16 protein-coding genes are annotated in these 18,719 nt (G+C 72.5%); 9 read left to right on the top strand and 7 right to left on the bottom strand.

Annotated features, from left to right (window positions below; translation table 11 throughout):
- Positions 1-163: 163 nt before the first annotated feature.
- The 5 genes from ACZ60B_RS17710 to ACZ60B_RS17730 all read left to right on the top strand — a co-directional run bounded on the left by ACZ60B_RS17710 (position 164) and on the right by ACZ60B_RS17730 (position 5,256).
- Positions 164-1,120 carry a GlxA family transcriptional regulator gene (locus tag ACZ60B_RS17710; protein WP_469387906.1) on the top strand — a complete coding sequence of 319 codons (957 nt, stop codon included), beginning with the start codon at positions 164-166 and terminating at the stop codon, positions 1,118-1,120.
- 150 nt (positions 1,121-1,270) lie between these two features.
- Positions 1,271-2,269: a type I glyceraldehyde-3-phosphate dehydrogenase gene (gene gap / locus ACZ60B_RS17715; RefSeq protein WP_469387908.1), complete on the top strand. Its 999-nt coding sequence runs from the start codon at positions 1,271-1,273 to the stop codon at positions 2,267-2,269.
- A gap of 286 nt (positions 2,270-2,555) precedes the next feature.
- The gene (locus tag ACZ60B_RS17720) at positions 2,556-3,746 is read left to right on the top strand and encodes an MFS transporter (protein ID WP_469387909.1); all 1,191 of its coding nucleotides are present in this window, start codon (positions 2,556-2,558) and stop codon (positions 3,744-3,746) included.
- 151 nt (positions 3,747-3,897) lie between these two features.
- Positions 3,898-4,698: a hypothetical protein gene (locus tag ACZ60B_RS17725; RefSeq protein WP_469387912.1), complete on the top strand. Its 801-nt coding sequence runs from the start codon at positions 3,898-3,900 to the stop codon at positions 4,696-4,698.
- 54 nt (positions 4,699-4,752) lie between these two features.
- Entirely contained in the window at positions 4,753-5,256 is a 504-nt protein-coding gene (locus ACZ60B_RS17730) for a hypothetical protein (protein WP_469387914.1), read from the top strand.
- A 96-nt stretch (positions 5,257-5,352) separates the two neighbouring features.
- Here ACZ60B_RS17730 and ACZ60B_RS17735 read toward each other — a convergent pair whose 3' ends face one another.
- Positions 5,353-8,373, bottom strand: coding sequence for a glycosyl hydrolase (locus ACZ60B_RS17735; RefSeq protein WP_469387916.1), 3,021 nt, complete (start codon positions 8,371-8,373; stop codon positions 5,353-5,355).
- Positions 8,374-8,629: 256 nt separating this feature from the next.
- On the opposite strand from ACZ60B_RS17735, the gene ACZ60B_RS17740 reads away from it, so the two are divergent.
- Positions 8,630-9,700, top strand: a complete 1,071-nt coding sequence (locus tag ACZ60B_RS17740; RefSeq protein WP_469387918.1) for a P1 family peptidase — start codon at positions 8,630-8,632, stop codon at positions 9,698-9,700.
- Here the strand turns inward: ACZ60B_RS17740 and ACZ60B_RS17745 are convergent.
- The 3 genes from ACZ60B_RS17745 to ACZ60B_RS17755 are packed head-to-tail and all read right to left on the bottom strand — an operon-like array spanning position 9,646 to position 10,998.
- A complete protein-coding gene (locus ACZ60B_RS17745; RefSeq protein ID WP_469387920.1) occupies positions 9,646-10,155 on the bottom strand; it encodes a hypothetical protein in 510 nt (169 codons plus the stop codon). The genes ACZ60B_RS17740 and ACZ60B_RS17745 overlap by 55 nt on opposite strands.
- 4 nt (positions 10,156-10,159) lie before the next feature.
- Positions 10,160-10,555 (bottom strand): ArsR/SmtB family transcription factor, encoded by a 396-nt coding sequence (locus ACZ60B_RS17750; protein ID WP_469387922.1) that lies wholly within the window; start codon positions 10,553-10,555, stop codon positions 10,160-10,162.
- Complete coding sequence (locus tag ACZ60B_RS17755; RefSeq protein WP_392617853.1) at positions 10,552-10,998, bottom strand: SRPBCC domain-containing protein; 447 nt, start codon at positions 10,996-10,998, stop codon at positions 10,552-10,554. Before ACZ60B_RS17755 ends, ACZ60B_RS17750 begins: the two co-directional genes overlap by 4 nt.
- 256 nt (positions 10,999-11,254) lie before the next feature.
- Between ACZ60B_RS17755 and ACZ60B_RS17760 the strand changes: the two genes are divergently transcribed.
- Entirely contained in the window at positions 11,255-11,572 is a 318-nt protein-coding gene (locus ACZ60B_RS17760) for a hypothetical protein (RefSeq protein WP_469387924.1), read from the top strand.
- Between the two features lie 68 nt (positions 11,573-11,640).
- On the opposite strand, the gene ACZ60B_RS17765 is transcribed toward ACZ60B_RS17760, so the two are convergent.
- The 3 genes from ACZ60B_RS17765 to ACZ60B_RS17775 form a co-directional block, all read right to left on the bottom strand.
- A complete protein-coding gene (locus ACZ60B_RS17765; RefSeq protein ID WP_469387926.1) occupies positions 11,641-12,408 on the bottom strand; it encodes a hypothetical protein in 768 nt (255 codons plus the stop codon).
- Positions 12,405-14,084, bottom strand: coding sequence for a serine/threonine-protein kinase (locus ACZ60B_RS17770; protein ID WP_469387928.1), 1,680 nt, complete (start codon positions 14,082-14,084; stop codon positions 12,405-12,407). The genes ACZ60B_RS17765 and ACZ60B_RS17770 overlap by 4 nt, the downstream gene beginning before the upstream one ends.
- 290 nt (positions 14,085-14,374) lie before the next feature.
- Positions 14,375-15,568 (bottom strand): ROK family transcriptional regulator, encoded by a 1,194-nt coding sequence (locus tag ACZ60B_RS17775; RefSeq protein ID WP_454400485.1) that lies wholly within the window; start codon positions 15,566-15,568, stop codon positions 14,375-14,377.
- 271 nt (positions 15,569-15,839) lie between these two features.
- Here ACZ60B_RS17775 and mmsA point away from each other — a divergent pair, with 271 nt between their 5' ends.
- Positions 15,840-17,387 (top strand): multiple monosaccharide ABC transporter ATP-binding protein, encoded by a 1,548-nt coding sequence (gene mmsA / locus ACZ60B_RS17780; RefSeq protein ID WP_469387930.1) that lies wholly within the window; start codon positions 15,840-15,842, stop codon positions 17,385-17,387.
- Positions 17,384-18,688, top strand: a complete 1,305-nt coding sequence (mmsB, locus tag ACZ60B_RS17785; RefSeq protein WP_469387932.1) for a multiple monosaccharide ABC transporter permease — start codon at positions 17,384-17,386, stop codon at positions 18,686-18,688. The genes mmsA and mmsB overlap by 4 nt, the downstream gene beginning before the upstream one ends.
- Positions 18,689-18,719: the final 31 nt, after the last annotated feature.

Genomic DNA, 18,719 nt, shown 5'->3' on the forward strand with positions numbered 1-18,719 from the left:
GGGCGGGGCGCCCCCCCCGCCCCCCCCGCCCCCCGCCCCCCCCCCCCCCCCCCCCCGCCCCCCCCCCGGGCCGGCGCCCCCCCCCCCCCCCCCCCCCCCCCCCCCCCACGGCCGTTCCGCGACCGCGGCCCTCGCCCACGCGGCCCGTGCGTACCCTGTCCCCGTGTCAGCCTCTCGTCTGCGTCGTGTAGCCGTCCTCGTCCTGGAGGGGGCCAAGCCGCTCGACGTCGGCATTCCCGCGCAGGTCTTCTCCACGCGGGCGAGCATGCCGTACGAGGTGCGGCTGTGCGGCGCGGCACCCGGACTCGTGACCGGCGGCGACGGCCTCTCGTACCATGTCGCGCACGGCCTCGACGCGCTCGCCTGGGCCGACATCGTGTTCATCCCCGGCTACCGCCACCCCGACCGTGACGACCCGCCGCGGGCCGTCGTCGACGCGCTGATCGCCGCCCACCGCCGCGGGGCGCGGCTGGCCGCCATCTCGACCGGCGCCTTCGCGCTCGCCGCGACGGGTCTGCTGGACGGCAGGCGGGCCACCACCCACTGGCACTACACGCGGGCCCTGATGGCCCGGCATCCGCGGGTCCAGGTCGACGAGAACGTCCTCTTCGTCGACGAGGGCAGCGTGCTGACGTCGGCGGGCGCCGCCTCCGGCATCGACCTGTGCCTGCACGTCCTGCGCGACGATCTCGGGGTGGCCGCGTCGAACCACGCGGCCCGGCGCCTGGTCGCGGCCCCCTACCGCAGCGGCGGCCAGGCGCAGTACGTGCCGCGCAGCGTGCCCGAGCCGCACGGCGAGCGGTTCGCCGACACCCGCGCCTGGGCGCTGCACCGGCTCCACGAGCCCCTCACCCTGGAGATCCTGGCGCGGCAGGCGGCGGTCTCGCCGCGCACGTTCTCGCGGCGCTTCGTGGAGGAGACCGGCTACACGCCGATGCAGTGGGTCATGCGGGCCCGTATCGACATGGCCCGCGAACTGCTCGAACGTTCACAGCGCGGGGTCGAGCAGATCGCCGCCGAGGTCGGCCTCGGCACCGGAGCCAATCTCCGGCTGCACTTCCATCGCATCCTCGGCACCACACCCACCGAGTACCGCCGTACCTTCGCCCAGGGCGAATAGCCCCGCGACCTGCGGCGATCCACCCCTGGCACGCCATGACGCGAGCCATGGGGGGATCATGGCGCGATCCTTTTGAACCATGGCGATCCCGCCACTGTCCGCTGCCACGGCGGCACGCGACGCTGGTGGTGAACCGAAGGGACATCACTCATGACTCGCATCGCCATCAACGGATTCGGCCGCATCGGACGCAATGTGCTGCGCGCACTGCTCGAACGCGACAGCGCCCTGGAGATCGTCGCCGTCAACGACCTCACGGAGCCCGACACCCTTGCGCGACTGCTCGCCTACGACTCGACGGCCGGCCGGCTGGGCCGCCCGGTCACCGTCGAGGGGGACGTCCTCGTCGTCGACGGCCGACGCATCAAGGTGCTCGCCGAGCGCGAGCCCGCGCAGCTTCCGTGGGCCGAACTCGACGTGGACATCGTCCTCGAGGCGACCGGCCGCTTCACCTCGGCCAAGGACGCCCGCGCCCACCTCGACGCGGGTGCGAAGAAGGTGCTCGTCAGCGCCCCGTCGGACGGCGCCGACGTCACCCTGGCGTACGGGGTCAACACCGACGCGTACGACCCGGCCGTCCACACGATCGTCTCGAACGCCTCCTGCACGACGAACGCGCTCGCGCCGCTGGCCGCGGTGCTCGACGACCTCGCCGGGATCGAGCACGGCTTCATGACGACGGTGCACGCCTACACGCAGGAGCAGAACCTCCAGGACGGCCCGCACCGCGACGCCCGCCGCGCCCGGGCGGCCGGCGTCAACATCGTGCCGACCACGACGGGAGCGGCCAAGGCGATCGGCCTCGTGCTGCCCAACCTGGACGGCAAGCTGTCGGGCGACTCGATCCGCGTGCCGATCCCGGTCGGCTCGATCGTCGAGCTGAACACGACCGTCGCGCGTGACGTCACCCGTGACGACGTGCTGGCGGCGTACCGCACCGCCGCGGAGGGACCGCTCGCCGGCGTACTCGAGTACTCGGACTTCCCGCTCGTGTCCTCCGACATCGTCGGCAACCCGGCCTCCTCCATCTTCGACTCGGCCCTGACCCGCGTCGAGGGCCGCCATGTGAAGGTGGTCGCCTGGTACGACAACGAGTGGGGCTTCTCGAACCGGGTGATCGACACGCTCGAACTCCTCGCCGCCGGCTGACCGGACAGCACCGGGGCGCGGACACGCTATACTCGATCTTGAGCGCACCGCGAGATCACCCGAGATCGCCGTGACCGCGCCATGCGTTGGTGGTCCAAGGAAAGACGCCCCGCTTCCTGTGGGGAGATGCAGGTGCAAGGCCTGCCCGGCGCTCGAACAGACCCCGTCCCGGATGATCCGGGGCGGGGTTCTTCGTGTGCGGCGTGTGCCGCCGCCCCCGCACGACGGCCGCGGGCAGCCTTGATTCGGCCAGCGCCGCCCGCTCGACGCCGTTACTGTCGACGGCATGGGCGGTGATCGCCGAGGGTGGCGCGCGTGTGTGCTCGGCGGGACGGTGTTCGCCGTGTGCATGGCCGGCACCACGCTGCCGACTCCGCTGTACGGCCTCTACCAGGAGAAGTTCGGGTTCTCCGAGCTGACGGTCACCGTCGTGTACGCCGTCTACGCCTTCGGGGTCATCGGTGTGCTGCTGCTGGCGGGCAACGCCTCCGACGCCGTGGGCCGGCGCCCCGTGCTGCTGTGGGGCCTGGGACTCGCGGCGGCGAGCGCCGTCTGCTTCCTCGCCGCCACCGGACTCGGCTACCTCTACGCGGGACGGCTGCTGTCCGGGCTGTCCGCGGGTCTGTTCACCGGGGCCGCCACGGTCTACGTGATGGAACTGGCCCCGGACGGCGGAGCCTCCCGGGCGACGTTCGTGGCGACGGCCGCCAACATGGGCGGACTGGGCTGTGGTCCCCTGCTCGCCGGAGTCCTCGCACAATACGCGGCCTGGCCGCTCTACCTGCCGTTCGTCGTGCACCTCGCCCTGGTCGCCTGCTCCGCCGCGGCCCTGCTCCGGCTCCCGGAGACCGTCGGGGAGCGCCGGCCGCTGCGCACGGTACGACCGCAACGGCCCGGCGTGCCCGCGCAGGTACGGCCGGTGTTCGGCCCGGCGGCCACCGCCTCCTTCGTGGGATTCGCCCTGTTCGGGGTGTTCACCTCGGTCAGTCCGGCGTTCCTCGCCGAGTCCCTGGACGTACGCGACCACGCGGTGAGCGGGCTGGTCGTGGCGCTCGCCTTCTTCGCCTCGACGGCCGGACAACTCGCCGCCGGCCGGGTCGGGGTGGGCCGGTCGCTGCCCCTGGGCTGCGCGGGTCTTCTCATCGGCCTCGCGCTGCTGGCGGGCGCGCTGCGCTGGGAGCTGCTGGCGCTGGTGGTGCTGAGCGCGGTCGTCGGCGGATTCGGGCAGGGCCTGGCGTTCCGCGGGGCGCTGTCGGCGGTGGCCGAGGCGTCTCCCGCGGACCGGCGCGCGGCCGTGGTCTCGACCCTGTTCGTGGTGGCGTACGCGGGCATCTCGGTGCCGGTGATCGGTGTGGGGGTGCTGTCGGGTCCGATCGGCCTGGAGGGCGCCGGCCTGGTGTTCATCGTGTGCATGGCCGTACTGGTGTCGACGGCGGGTGTCTATCTGCTCAGACGACCGGTCCCGGCCCGGGCCTGAGCGCGCGGCGGACGGGACCGGACGGCTCCGGCCACCGGCATCGCGTGTTCCGTCGGCTCCGGCGACCGGCATCGCGTGTTCCGTCCGCTCCGCCGCCGCCCACGTCGGGTTCCGAATGGCCCGATCGGTCCCGCGCGGGCACCCTGGAGAGATGAAGCCCGAGGCACCCGCCACGGCAGGGGGTGCGGTCGCCGGATTCCTCGGGAATCCCGTCGTCGGCATGGCGCCGTGGATCATCTTCTCCCTGCTGGTCGGACCCGGCAGGTTCGAGATCGCGGTCCTGCTCGCCCTGGCGGCGACGGTCGTCCTGGTCGCGGCCGGCCGGATCGTGAACCGGGGCAGCTCCTGGAAGCTGCTGGAGCTCGCCGACATCGCCTTCTTCACCGCCCTGGCCGTCGTCGGCGCCCTCGCGAGCGACGGCACCCGGCGCTGGCTGGAGACGTACGCCGGTGAGGTCTCCAACATCGCCCTCTGCCTGATCGCCTTCGGGTCCATGGCGTGCGGGACGCCGTTCACCCTCCAGTACGCGCGGGAGCAGGTGGACCAGGAGTACTGGCACACGCCCGCGTTCGTGCGCACCAACTACCTCATCACCGGGGCGTGGGGACTGGCGTTCCTGGTCGCCGCGGTCTCGGGCGCCTACGGCGACCTGGTGCTGCACGATCCGAACGACCTCTGGACCGGATGGATCATCCAGATCCTGGCCATCGTGGCGGCCCTGCGCTTCACCGCCTGGTACCCGGACGTCGCACGGGCCCGCGCCCGGCGCGCGGCGGGCCTTCCGGGGCCGGAGCCGCCGAGGCTGAGCGGGATGTTCCTGCCCCTGGCAGGGCTGCTGGTGCCGATCGGGATCGCGGTCCTGGTCTTCGACGACACGTGGTGGCTGGGCGTGGCGCTGATCGTGGCGGGCGTCCTGCTCACGAAGGCCCTGACCGCCCGCGGCGCCGCGTGACGAGGGCGGATCCACCGGTGGGGCGTTGTCAGTGGTGCCTTCTAGTCTGCGTTCATGACCACCATGGAGTCCGGAGGCTGTGCGGACGAGGTTCTCGCGGAGTGCCTCGCGTCGATCGACGAGCTGCTCGCCCGGCCGTTTTCCCCGACGTGCCACGACGACGCCACCGAGAGCGGCGGTCCCGGCCATCACGTGCGCGTGCTGCGGGCCAGCCACGACTTCTGGGAAGACATCGGAGGCGAGGCCTGGCACCGGGCGGACGCGGAGCTGCGGGCCTGCCTCGACGCGTTGGGCGCGGAGTTCACCACCCGCTGGGGCGAACCGTTCGACGTCGACCTCTGGTCGTATCTGATAGCCGGGTACGAGGGGGCGGAGGTGCCCGATCCGCTCGACCTGCTCAGCCAGCTCGCCGTCAGCATGCGGGTCTGGTCGCTCGCGGACCGCGGCCGCTGGCTCGGACTCACCGTCGGGCAGGGGGACACGGAACTGCCGCTCGAACTGCTGGCGGTGGTCGGCCGGACGCCCGTGCCCGAGCCGAGCGTGCCCGCGGGCGCGTGAGCGGAGCCGGACGGGCGTCGCCGCCCCGGTGAGAGGGCGCACCGGGAGTCCGGCCGGGGCGGCGCGCGTGGCGGGCGCGCGCCCCGGCCGGTGCGGTCAGGACAGGTCCGTCTGGAGGTAGGGGACCAGCCGGACCGGGCCGCTCAGGCCGTGGTCCTGGCGGGCCACGGCGCCGAACACCGCGGGCTGGGCCACCCGGAGACGGTTGATCAGCGGTGTCGCGACCTCCACCTCGATGTGGTTGACGCCCGCGCGCAGCAGGCCGGGGCCGAGGTCGACGACCGGGTCGAGCCGGTTGACGGCCGGCAACCGGGTGCCGTTGACGGTGACCCGGCAGGTGTCGCTGACCTGCCCCAGCTCCAGTCGGGCACCGTGCGCGGAGGTCCAGCCGGCGGGCAGGTCGACCGTGGTGCTGTAGTGGCCGACACCCGCGCTGTCGGCGAGTTCGGGGATCTTCGACCACGGCAGGAGCGCGTCCAGGGTGACCGAGACGTCGACGACCTCGGTGCGGGTCGCGGTGGAGCCGGGACGCCAGTCCTCGACGTCCAGCCGCCACCGGGCGGGGACGACGACGTCCGGCAGGGCCGGGACCGTCGTGGTGAAGGTCCGGCCCCGGTCCGGCCGGGTGGTGTAGGTGCCGGCCGCGGTCGCCCGTACGGCCAGACCCTTCTCGGTGAACAGGACGCTGTCGGCGTCGGTGGCGACGACGTGCGGCCGGGCGCCGTGCCGGTCGCCGAAGAGGCCCGGACGGCCCAGCGCGATGATCGTCGACTCACCCGGCTGGAGCTTGATCCGTACGGTGAAGTCGTCGCCGTCGCGCGTGTACCGGGCGAGCCGGACGGCGTCCCCCGTCCAGGGGTCGAGGAGGTAGGGGACGGTCTCCCCCTGGCCGTCGCGGCGCAGGGTGACCTCGTGGTCGATGGCGGCGACGGCCGGCTTGACCGTCTCGGCGTGCTTGCCGTTGCAGAAGTAGTAGTAGTCCGCCTCCGCCGTCGAGCGACGGCCGTTCAGCAGGGTGGAGGCGGTGGCGTAGCGGGCGTCGCGGGTGACGCCGAGCTGCGCCAGGGCGTCTCCGACGGCCGCCTTGTCGGTGACGCGTACGACGTTCGGCAGGGCGAGCAGCCGGGCGAGCGTGTCACGCAGCCGGTCCGTCTCGCCGTCGGCCGGGACGCCCGGGGTCAGGCCCTGGTCGAACGCGCCGAGCAGGACGACCGGCAGTCCGGCCCGGGCCAGCGCGAGGATCTTGCCCGCGTCGTCGACGGACAGGGTGGGCGTGGAGCTGTAGAAGAAGTCGCCCTCGACGAACAGGGCCTTGTAGGCGGGGCCGTCGGGTGCCAGCCGGCCCTTCCTGACGGTGGCGCTGGGCAGGTCGAGCAGCGGGCTGCTGAGGAACTGGTGCGTCCAGCCGAGCGTGATGCCGGTCGCGGTGAACCAGGACGCGCCGATCCCGGTGGCGGTGTACCCCGTCTGCCGGAAGATGGCCACGTCGGCGCCGGCGGTGCCGGTCTGCATGACGCGGTGCACACGGCCGAGGTAGCCGGAGATGTCCGCGATGTGCGTCCAGGTGGGCTGGCGGGGGCCCCACGACTCGCTGTAGCCGGCCGCGCCGTTGTACGGGCTGAAGGCGGCGAAGCCGGGCCAGGCCACCCCGGGCGCGATGGCGTAGGAGAAGCCGTGCAGGTTCGTCTGGTTGACGCCGGCCGCGTACGCGCCGCCCATGGTGCGCAGGAACCGGTCCCAGGTGGTGCTGTACGCGGAGCCGGTGTACGCGCCCGCCTCGCAGGACAGCTCGGTGTGGCCGGCCATGTCCCGGCCGCCCGCCAGGCAGCGGTAGTCGTCGAGGTTCTTGAAGCCGAGGGACTCCCCCTCGGGGATGTCGAGCAGGGCCGCCGAGGCGATCGCGTCCGTCTGGAGGCCGTACGGCTGGGAGCGCAGCCCCATGCCGAGCGAGTGCGCCCAGTCCCGCAGGGCGGTGATGTGGTGACGGTTGAACAGTTCGGAGACGGTTCCCCAGAAGTCGTGCCGGATCTGCCGGGTCACCTGGGCCTCGAACGCGAAGACCTGGTTGCTCTTGTCCAGCACGAGCGCGGGCAGGCAGGGCAGCAGCGGCCGCCCGGTCCGCTCCTCGAAGGCCTCCGGGAGCCGGGTCGTCCAGACCAGTCCGTCGGTCTCCATCTCCACGGAGTCCTCGAAGAAGGTCCTGCCCGCGGCCCGCAGCAGCCGGCGCAGTTCGGGCGTGAGGATCTTCCGGTCCCAGTGGTCCGTGACGGCCCTGGTGCCCGCGGCGCTGAAGTGGTCGACGACGTAGGCGGCCGGGGAGGTGTGCGGTCCCGACTCGGGCTGCTGGGCCGAACCGCGCTGCCAGTACGAGATCAGCTCCCAGGCGCCGTCCGCCGGCGCGGTCCAGGACAGTGTGCCGTCGGTGACCAGCGCGGTCAGGTCCCGGACGCTGTCCAGGTCGAGGCCGGTCTCCTTGCGGGTGGAGTTCGCGGTGTTCACCCGGGCGGCCTGGACGGCCACGAGCCGCTGCCGGGTGACACCGTTCTCGGCCGCGCGCACGGACGCGGGCACCGGGCCTTGATACGTTTCACCGGAGGTCAACGAGACGCGTCCGTAGGCGAGTTCCTGCGCGGCCACCTCGTCGTCGGGGACGACACCGGGGACCGCGACGGGCCAACTCGGGCCGAGCGTCAGGTCGACGGTCACCCCGCGCCGGGCGGCTCTGCCCAGGGCCGCGGCCACGCCCTCCTGCCAGGGCTTGCTGCCCCAGCCGTGGTAGGCGGTGTCCAGCACCGACTTGTCCTTGATGCTGTGGTGGACGCCCGCGATCTCCATGCCGCCGAAGCCGGCGTCGGCGATCTGGTCGATCTCGCGGGCGACCTCGTCCGGGTCCACCAGCCCGTCCGGCCACCACCAGCGGAACCTGGGGCGCACGGAACGCGCCGGATTCGCGAACCAGTCGGCGTCCGGGGCCGGTCCGGCGGCCGCCGCCGCCGCCACGGCGGCCGGAACGGCGGCCGCCACACCCGGCAGCGCGCTCAGGACCGTCGCTCCGATGCCTGCCGCGAGGGCCGCACGCCGGGAAATTCCGCCGGGCCGCGGCGTCTCTTCAATCATGGTGCGCCTCAAAGTAGAAGGAGGAATGGGGAGCCAAATGACTGAATCGTTTCAATTCAGGTCGACGCGGGAACGCTAAGCCTGTGCTTCGTCGAAGGTCAAGAGATCGGCAACGATCGGATGCGCGCGGGCGCCGGGGGAGGGTGCCACCGGACCGGTCGCCGGACGGGTCGTCAGACGGCTTGCCGGGCGGTTCGTGGGGCGGGTCGCGAGCGCGGGCGGACACCGGGCCCGTGCCGCGGATAACGTGCCGGTCATGTCCGCACAAGTCCCCGCCCCGCCCCCGGCCGCCACTCCCCGCAGAGCCCGTGAACTCGGCATCGTCGTGGGCGATCTGCCCACCGGGCGGTACAACGCGCTGACGGACGTGCCCGGTGTCCGCGTCGGACACACCACGCTGGTGGAGCCGCCCCGGGTGCACAGCGGTGTCACGGCGATCGTGCCCGAGGGAGTGGGGCCCCGACGTCCCCTGCCCGCCGGGGTGTTCGCGGGCAACGGTTACGGCAAGCTGCTGGGCACGACACAGATCGCCGAACTCGGCGCGATCGAGACGCCGGTGCTGCTCACCTCGACGCTGTCCGCCTTCCGGGCCGCGGACGCCCTGGTCGGCTGGATGCTGGAGCGGCCCGAGGGCGCGGGCGTACGGAGCCTGAACCCGGTGGTGGGCGAGTGCAACGACGGACTCCTGTCCGACATCCGGTCGCGCCCGGTGCGCGAGGAGCACGTCCGGGCCGCGCTGGACGGCGCGTCGGGCGGACCGGTCGCCGAGGGGTGCGTGGGGGCGGGTACCGGGTTGACCGCCCTCGGCTTCAAGGCGGGTATCGGCACCTCGTCACGGCGGGTGCGGGCAGCCGGAGCCGAGGCGGCCCTCGGGGTCCTCGTGCAGGCCAACTTCGGTGGCACGCTGCGGGTCCTGGGACGCACCGTCACCCCCGCCGACGTCGGGATCCCCACCGCGGACCCCGGCACCCAGGACGGTTCCTGCATGGTCGTGGTCGCCACCGACGCGCCCCTGGACGCCCGGCAGTTGACCCGGCTGGCCCGCCGCGCCGTCTTCGGACTCGCCAGGGCCGGAGCCTCGTACGGTCATGGCAGCGGCGACTACGGTCTCGCCTTCGGCACCCGTCCCCTGGGCGCGCCCGCCGGGCCCGCCGTGCTGTCCGACGCCGATCTCGACCCCCTCTTCACCGCCGTCCTGGACGCCGTGGAGGAAGCCGTCCTCGACTCGCTGCTGACCGCCACCACGACCACGGGCCCGTACGGGGACACCCGTCACCCGTTGCCCGCGACCCCGTTGCTCGCCCTGCTGGGGTCGACGCTCGCGTGAAGGGCGAGGAGCTGGCGGGTGTGGCCGGGCACGTGGTTCTCGGCGAGGCCGTCGACCAGGCCCGCCAGCGGGACCGGCCGGTCCAGCACGAGGGAGTCGCCGGACATGAGGAAGGCGGGCACCAGGACCGAGGCGGCCTCGGCGTCGAGCCGGTCGGCGAGGTCGCACAGCAGTCCCGCCTGGCTGCGGACGTGGTCGATCAGTTCCTCGCGGCCGGCGTGTCCGGCGACGATCCGGTCGAGGTCCCAGGTGTCGAGGCAGACCCGGTTGTCGAAGGCGGGCCGCGCGCCCGCGACGACACCCAGGGCGACCGCCGCGACCGAGGCGTCGACGCTGAGGAGATGGGCCAGGATCCGGTCGGCGTTCCAGCCGCCGTCCGCCGCCTCGCCGAGGCCGGGCCCGGCCGCCACGTCGAGCAGCCGGTCGTAGGCGTCGCGCAGTGCTGTCGTGTCCACGGGATCAGTTCCCTTCGGTCGGGCCGGGCGGCCCTGTCTCCTGGTCGGCCGCCTCGGCGGCGTCCTTGATGGCGGCCAGCCGCCGGTCCCAGTCGGCCGCCAGCGAGGCCATCCACCGTGCCGTCGTGTCCAGTGCGTCGGGTCGTACCGCGTAGCGCACCTCGCGTCCGACCCGGCCGCCGCGCACCAGCCCGGCGGCGTCCAGCACGGCGAGGTGCTTGACCACGGCCTGGCGCGAGACGGGAAGGTGCTCGGCGAGCGACGTGGCGGTGGCCTGGCCCCGGGCGGCGAGCAGTTCGAGCAGTCGGCGCCGGGTCGGGTCGGCCAGTGCGGCGAGCACGCCGTCGACGGTGCCGGGGGTGTCTTCGGTGCCGTCGGCGCCGGGACGCTCCGACGTCACGCGGAGGGCTGTTCGGCGCGCGCCTTCAGCGCGTCGAGCTCCACCGGCCAGCCCGCGGTGTGGTCCTTGAGGTTCTGGGCGCGCAGCTCCTCGGACCCGGCCAGGGACGCGAACCCGCTCTCGACGACGCGCAGCCGCGTCCCGTCGCCCTCCGGGGTGAGGGTGAACTCCACCAGGGTGCTGTTGTCGTCGCGCAGCTCCTCGCCGGGGAAGGCGCTGGTCCAGCGGTACGCCAGGTACGTCGGCGGCTCCACCTTCTCCACCCGCACCGGGAAGTCGCCGTGCTCGGGGTTCTTCGCCACCATCGACTCACCCTCCTTGGCCACGGTGCCGGGCAGGCTCGCCTTGTCGGCCACCCAGAAGCCGGGCTGGGCCACCAGCGACCAGACGCGCTCCAGGGGCGCGGAGATCAGGGTCTCGCGTTCGATCCGGTCCTCGCTCATGAGGGACTCCTCTGTCGTCACCGTCCATGTGTGCAACTCCAGGGTTGCACATCGATTCCGGAGGTGCAACCGGAGGGTTGCGTCCGGCGATGGGTGGCTGACGGAGAGCGGAGACCGGAGGGTGGAAGGTGGCGGGCGGAGGCCGGCGCGTGGTCCGCGGGTGCATTCACGGCCCGGTTCGGGGAAGACGCGGGACGCGGGCTCGACGCGGGCGCAGCCGCCGAAGGCCGGCGGAACCATCGAAGAGGGAGTCACAGTGACCACGTACGTCATCACCGTCCCCGGCACGTTCCTGCGAACGGTCCCCGACGGCGTGCGCTCGGGCATCGAGCGCAGGCTCCGTCCCCGCGACCCGAGGAACACGGATCTGGGGGAGAACGAGGAGCTGAGCCTGCTGACGGTGGACGAGGGCGGCATGTTCGCCGCCCGGGTCGAGGTCGACGCCGCCGACAGCGCGGGCGCCGAGGCCGAGGCGGTACAGGTGGTCGAGCGGGCCCTGCGGGACAGCGGCCTGGCCGAGGAGGACGCGCCGCTGGGCGAGGCGATCGTGACGGGCATCGACAGCGGGCTGTGAGACGCCCGGCCGCGTCCCGGCACCGGGGACCGCCCCCGCCGGAGCGCGGCCGTCCGGTTCTCGGGCCGTCAGGCGCACTCGTACGTGAAGTGGGTGGTGGCCGACGGGCCCTGGCCCGACCCGCCGCCGGGGGAGAGGACCCGGAGTTCCGCCACCGCCCGGTAGGCCCCGGGCCCCTGGAACGACCAGCGCAGACGCACCCGGGCGCGGTCCTGCCCCGAGGACACCGCCTCGTGCAGGACCTCCGAGCTCGTGCCGTCGTTGCGGACCCAGCGGTAGGACAGGGTGCCCGGCCGCCCGTCGGTGGTGATCACACCCACGACGTCCATCGTCCCGTCGCACCCGACGGTCGACGTGCGGGTGGTGACGCTCACCCGTTCCGGCGTCACCTCCGGGCCCGAACGCTGCCAGGCCAGGAACGCGATCGCCGCGATCAGCACCAGCGCGGGCAGGGCATGGCGGCGCGGGTCCCGGCGCGCGCGGGCGGGGCCCGGCTCGACGACCGGCAGGGTCACGGAGGAACCGCCGGAACGCTGGGCCAGGACGTGGGTCACGCCGGGGCCGAAGCGCAGGACCGTGCCCTCCACGCGATCGGGCGGCGTCTCCGGCGGGGGAGCGGTCGGGACGGTCGCGCTGTCGAGAAGCGTGCCGTTCCCCGCGGGCCCCTGGAACCAGTGGCTGCCCAGCACGGTCGCGCTGTACTCGGCCGGGCCGCCCGGTCCGCCAGGCGTGTCCTGCGGGTTCGGTGCGTCCGGCCCGCCGTCCGTGCCGTGAGCGTCGGCGGTGGACGGGGTCCCGGAGTACGCGGGTCGAGTGCGGTCGTCGTCCGGAGTCATCGCAGGGTGCACCCTCTCGTCAGAAGCTGCTGCGAAGCGCCGCCGTCGGCGGACGCGGGCTTGGTGGTGGCCTGTACGCCCCAGTAGCAGCCGCCGCCCTGGAACGAGTGGTCGACGGCGATCGTGTACTGCGTCGCACCGCTGCGCTCGAAGGCCTGGGACGCCCCGTCCGGGGTGCCGAGTTGACCGCTCGTGGCGCCGGTGTACCAGGAGACGACGAGGGTCAGGGGCCCGGTGCCGTCCGTGGTGACGGTGACCGTGGCGGTGCCCGTGGTGGGACCCGTCTGCCGGAATCCGGAGAGGGTGACGGCCTTCACGGCCGGTGCGGCGGGCGCCGTGGGCGAGGCGGGCGCGCTGGGCGTGGCGGACACCGTGGGCGGTGCGGCCGTCGGCGTGGCCGTGGTCGTCGCCGGGCCGGTCGGCGGATCCACCGGGGCCGGACTCGAAGTGGGCGGCGCCGACGGACCGCCGGGCGCGGTGGTCCCGCTCCCCGACGGTGAGGGGCCGGGCGACCCGGAGGGGTCGGGCGACCCGGAGGGAGCGGCCGACGCGTCGGCGGCGGGTGTCGCTCCGGGCCCCGCGCTGGTCGTGGCCCGGGCCTCGCCGGCCCGCGCGCCCGCCGGAGCGCCGCCGAACGGTACGCCGCGGGCCAGCAGGACGAGCAGGAGCGCGACGACGACGGACACGAGGACGCCGGGGAGCGTGGGCCGCCACGCCTGTCCCCGCCCGGTGCGGTGGCCCGGTGCCCGCAGCCGGCTTCGCCGCAGGACGGTGCGGGCGGTGTCCGTGGTGGACAGCCGGGCGGTACGGGCCGACGGGCGCAGCAGCGCCAGCAGGGCCACCAGCGCGGCGAGCCGGCTGCGGCCGCGCTCCTCCCAGTCCGGGCCGTAGGCGTGGACGGCGGCCGCCTCCAGTTCACCGACGAAGGCCTCGGCGTCGGCGGGCCGCTGCGCGGCCGACTTGGCCAGGCCCTGGCGGACCAGTGGCCGTACGGACTCGGGGACCTCGTCGAAGGGGACGGGCGCGTCGAGGTGGCGCAGCGCGAGTTCGGCGAGGTTCTCGCCCGCGTACGGCTTGTGGCCCGTCAGGCATTCGAAGAAGGTCGCCGTGGCCGCGTACACGTCACCGGCGGGGGAGGCGGGGGCGCCGGTCCACTGTTCCGGAGCCATGTAGGAGGGCGTCCCGGCCACGCCCGCGCTCTCGCCCGTGCTCACCGCGATGCCGAAGTCGACCAGTTTCGACGTGCCGTCCGGCAGGACCAGGACGTTCTCCGGCTTGTAGTCGCGATGGACCACGCCGATCCGGTGCGCGTCGGCCAGGCCGAGCAGCGAGCCCTTGAGGACGACGAGCGCGGCCTCGGGAGTGAGCGGTCCCTCCCGCTTGAGCAGGGACCGCAGGGAGACCCCGTCCACCAGTTCCATCACGATGGCGGCACCGTCGGGGCTCTCGACGTACTCGTACAGCCCGGTGACGTACGGGCTGTCCAGGCCGGCCAGCAGCCGGGCCTCCGCCCGGAAGCCGCTGACGAAGCCGGGGCGGGTGTACAGCGACTCGCTGAGGTACTTCACCGCGACCGCGATGCCGGTGTCCCGGTGCACGGCCAGCACGACCCGTCCGCTGGCACCGGAGCCGAGCTCCAGCGACTCGGTGTATCCGGGAACCGTCCATGCGCTCATCCGTATCCCCCCAGGACCCTTCGTGGTCCCGGCGCATCACCGCTTCGGATGCCTCCGGCCACGGGATGACAGACACCCCTGCGGCCGCCGCGGTTGCGGCGAAGCTGCGTGTGTCGCGCACGTATCCGCGGTGCGACCGGGCCGGGGGACGGCGAGGCGGGCGCCCGGAGTCCCGGCACCCGCCTCGATCGTGCCCGCCTCGGCCGCCCCGGTTCCGGCCGCGCTCGTCCCCGCCTCGGCCGTGCCCGTCCCGACCGCCCCGGTTCCGGCCGGGCCCGTCCCCGCCGCGCTCAGTTCGACAGCAGTGCCGACAGCTGGGGGGAGTACGTCGCGTGCAGGACCAGCGCGGCGCTGCCCACGACCGCGGCGTCCGTCCCGAGCGGGGAGGCGGCGACCTCCACCGTGCGGATGTGCCGGGCCAGCGGTCTGCTCGCCAGCGCCGAGGCGACGATGTCCAGGTAGCGCGACTCCACGTGCTGGATGCCGTGACCGCCCAGGATGATCAGATCCACGTCGATGAAGTTGGCGATGGTGACCGCGACCGTGGCGACGTGTCCCGCGGCCTCGTCGACGACCGCCGTCGCCACGGGGTCGCCGGCCCCGGCCGCGAGCTGGATCGCGGCATGGTCGACGGATGCCGGATCCCGTTCGAACGATTGCGAGAGCGTACTGTCGGCGCGGGGCCCGGCGGCGAGCCTGCGGTGTACCTCGGCGACGATCGCGGAGGGGTTGACCAGGCGCTCCAGGCAGCCCCGGTTGCCGCAGTAGCACTCCGGCCCGTCGGTGAGCACGGAGGAGTGGCCGAACTCGCCCGCGTTGAACGAGCCACCTCTGTACACCTGGTGATTGAGGATCAGGCCGCCGCCGATGCCGGTGCCGAGGTAGAGGTAGGCGAAGTTCGCCACCCCCTTGCCGAGGCCGGACCAGCGTTCGCCGATCGCCGCGGCGGTGGCGTCGTTGTCCAGCGTCACCGGCAGACCGGTGGCCTCGCTCAGCATGCTTTGCAAGGGCACTCGGGTCCAGTGCACGAGCTGCGGGGGCGTGACGATCACGCCGAGCTCCTGGTCGATCGGCCCCGGTGTGGCCAGGCCCAGCCCGAGCACCTTCTCGCGGGGCACCTTCGCCTCGTCGAGCACGTCGGCGACCAGTTCGGCCATGGCCGACACGACGTGCGCCGGGTCGGTGCGGGCGGGCGTGGGGCGCCGCTGGACGACCAGCGGGCGGCCCAGCAGGTCGACCACGGCACAGGTGAGTTCGACCGGGTCGAAGGCGAGTCCGACGGCGCTGCCCGCGTCGGCGTTGACCCGCAGGGTGGTGCGGGGTTTGCCGCCGCTGGCGACCCGGCTGGCTCCGTCCTCCCGGACGATCCCCTCGTCGAGCAGTCGGCGCACGATGCCGGAGACCGTCTGCGGGGTGAGGCCGGTCTGCTGGGCGATCTCGACCCGGCTGATGCCGTCCGCGAGCTGGATCTGGTCGAGGACCACCGCTCTGTTGTATCGCCCGACCTTGGGGAGGTTTGTTCCTGCTTGCCGCACGCATCGTCCTCTCATGTTCCAGCTCGTCGACGATACCGCCGCCGGGGCGTTGACTTAGTAAAACAAATGGATTTAAAGTCCGGTCCCGCAGACGAAACACGCAGGACCTGGAGGCACGAGGCAGTGCCATCGGAGGCAAGTTGATGTCCACGAAATGTCGCATCCCGCTACGCCGGGACCCGCGTGCTCGGCGCGGTCTCCGCGGCGCGGGGCCCGGCTCATGACCCGGCCCCCGACCCTTCTCGAGATGCGGTCGATCACCAAGACGTTCCCGGGCGTGAGGGCTCTCGCGGACGTCAGCCTGGTGGTCGCCGAGGGGGAGATCCACGCGATCTGCGGCGAGAACGGCGCCGGCAAGTCCACCCTCATGAAGGTCCTCAGCGGCGTGCACCCGCACGGCAGCTACACCGGCGACATCGTCTACCGGGGCGAGAACGTCCAGTTCCACGACATCCGCGCCAGCGAGCAGGCCGGCATCGTCATCATCCACCAGGAACTGGCGCTGGTCCCCAACATGTCGATCACCGAGAACCTGTTTCTCGGCAACGAACCGCGCAGGCGCGGCTCGATCGACTGGAAGACCGCGCAGCGTCGGGCCCTGGAGCTGATGGAGCAGGTCGGGCTGCAGGAGGACCCGGACACGCTGATCAAGGACATCGGCGTCGGCAAGCAGCAACTCGTGGAGATAGCCAAGGCGTTCGCCAAGGACGTGAAGCTGCTCATCCTCGACGAGCCGACCGCGGCCCTCAACGAGGCGGACTCGCAGCATCTGCTGGACCTGCTGCGCGGCTTCCGGGAGCGGGGCATCACCTCGATCATCATCTCGCACAAGCTCAACGAGATCGAGGCGGTCGCCGACACCATCACCATCCTGCGGGACGGCCGGACGATCGAGAGCCTGGACGTCCGGGCCGACGGCGTCAACGAGGACCGCATCGTGCGCGGCATGGTGGGCCGGGAGCTCAACAGCCGGTTCCCCGACCACACGCCCGACATCGGCGAGGTGTTCTTCGAGGTCCGCGACTGGACGGTGAAGCACCCGAGTTCGGAGGACCGGCTCGTGTGCAAGGGGTCCGGTTTCACCGTACGGCGCGGTGAGATCGTCGGCTTCGCCGGACTGATGGGCGCGGGCCGCACCGAACTCGCGATGAGCCTGTTCGGCCGCTCCTACGGCCACTACGTCTCCGGGCAGGTCTTCAAGGACGGCCGGGAGATCCAGCTGAAGTCGGTGCCGGACGCCATCAGGAACGGGCTCGCGTACGTCAGCGAGGACCGCAAGTCGATCGGCCTGAACCTGCTGGACGACATCAAGACCTCGATGGTGGCCGCCAAGCTGTCGAAGATCGCCCGCCGCCTGGTCGTCGATCCGGTGCGCGAGCACCGCGTCGCCGAGGAGTACCGCCAGAGCCTGCGGATCAAGACCCCGAGCGTGGACGAGGGCGTGGTGAAGCTCTCCGGCGGCAACCAGCAGAAGGTGGTCCTCGCGAAGTGGATGTTCACCGATCCCGACCTGCTGATCCTCGACGAGCCGACCCGCGGGATCGACGTGGGCGCCAAGTACGAGATCTACGGGATCATCCAGCGCCTGGTCGACCAGGGCAAGGGCGTCATCGTCATCTCCTCCGAGCTGCCCGAGCTCATCGGACTGTGCGACCGCATCTACACGGTGTTCGAAGGCGCCATCACCGGTGAGGTGACCCGGCAGGACGCGAACCCGGAACTCCTGATGAAGAAGATGACCTCTCTCACGAAGACAGCGACCCCATGAGCCGCATCACAGACCTGCAGAAGAACCTCTTCGGAGGTACGACCTCCAACGCCCGGCAGTTCGGCATGATCTCCACGCTCGTGGCGATCGTCCTGCTGTTCCAGATCTGGACCGGTGGGCTGACCCTGACCTCCGGCAACCTCATCGCCGTGGTCAGCCAGTACTCCTACATCCTGATCCTGGCCATCGGCATGCTGATGGTGATCGTGGCCGGCCATATCGACCTCTCCGTGGGCTCGGTCGCCGCGTTCACCGGCATCGTGGTCGCCAAGGCGATGCAGGAGTACTCGATACCGTGGCCCCTGGGCATCGTGCTCGGCCTGCTCGTCGGCGCGGTGATCGGCGCCTGGCAGGGATTCTGGGTCGCCTACGTGGGGGTGCCCGCGTTCATCGTCACCCTGGCCGGCATGCTGCTGTTCCGCGGCGGCAACCAGTACATCGGCAACGCCGACACGGTGCCCGTGCCGCTCGGCTTCCGTGACATCGGCGCCGGGTTCCTGCCCGAGGTCGGCCCGGACACCGGCTACAACAACCTGACCCTGCTGCTCGGCCTCCTCGCCTGCCTGGGTGTGGTGGCGCGGGAGTTCAAGGCACGGCAGACCCGGCGCGAGATGAACGCCGACGCCGCTCCGCTGTGGGTGACCGGGATCCGGCTGGCGGTCATGGTGGGGGTCATCGTCTTCGCGACGCTGCGCTTCGCCGGCGGCCGCATCGGCACCAGCGTGCCGATCTCCGGCATCATCCTGATCGTCCTGGTGCTCGCCTACTCGTACTACACGCGCAACACCATCGGCGGCCGGCACATCTACGCCGTCGGCGGCAACGCCCGCGCGGCCGAGCTGTCCGGTGTGAAGCTCAAGCGGGTCAACTTCCTCGTCATGATGAACATGTCCGTGCTCGCCGCACTGGCAGGCATGATCTTCGTGGCGCGGTCCGCCGCCTCAGGACCGCAGGACGGACTGAGCTGGGAGCTCGACGCCATCGCGGCCGTCTTCATCGGCGGCGCGGCGGTCTCCGGCGGCCTCGGCACCATCAGCGGCTCCATCGTCGGTGGTCTCGTCATGGCCCTGCTCAACAACGGACTGCAGCTCGAGGGCGTCGGCTCCGACATGGTCCAGATCATCAAGGGCCTGGTCCTGCTGCTCGCCGTCGCGTTCGACGTCTACAGCAAGAAGCAGGGACGCTTCTCGATCATCGGAGCCCTGTCCCGCCCCTTCCAGCGCGACCAGGCGGACACCCCCGCCGATCCGCCGAAGCCGGCCACCGACACCGACACCGACAAGGCGCAGGTCGCAGGCTGAACGCCGAGTCCGCACCCCGTACGCCGTCTCC

Source organism: Streptomyces sp. NPDC104096 (assembly GCF_055584385.1).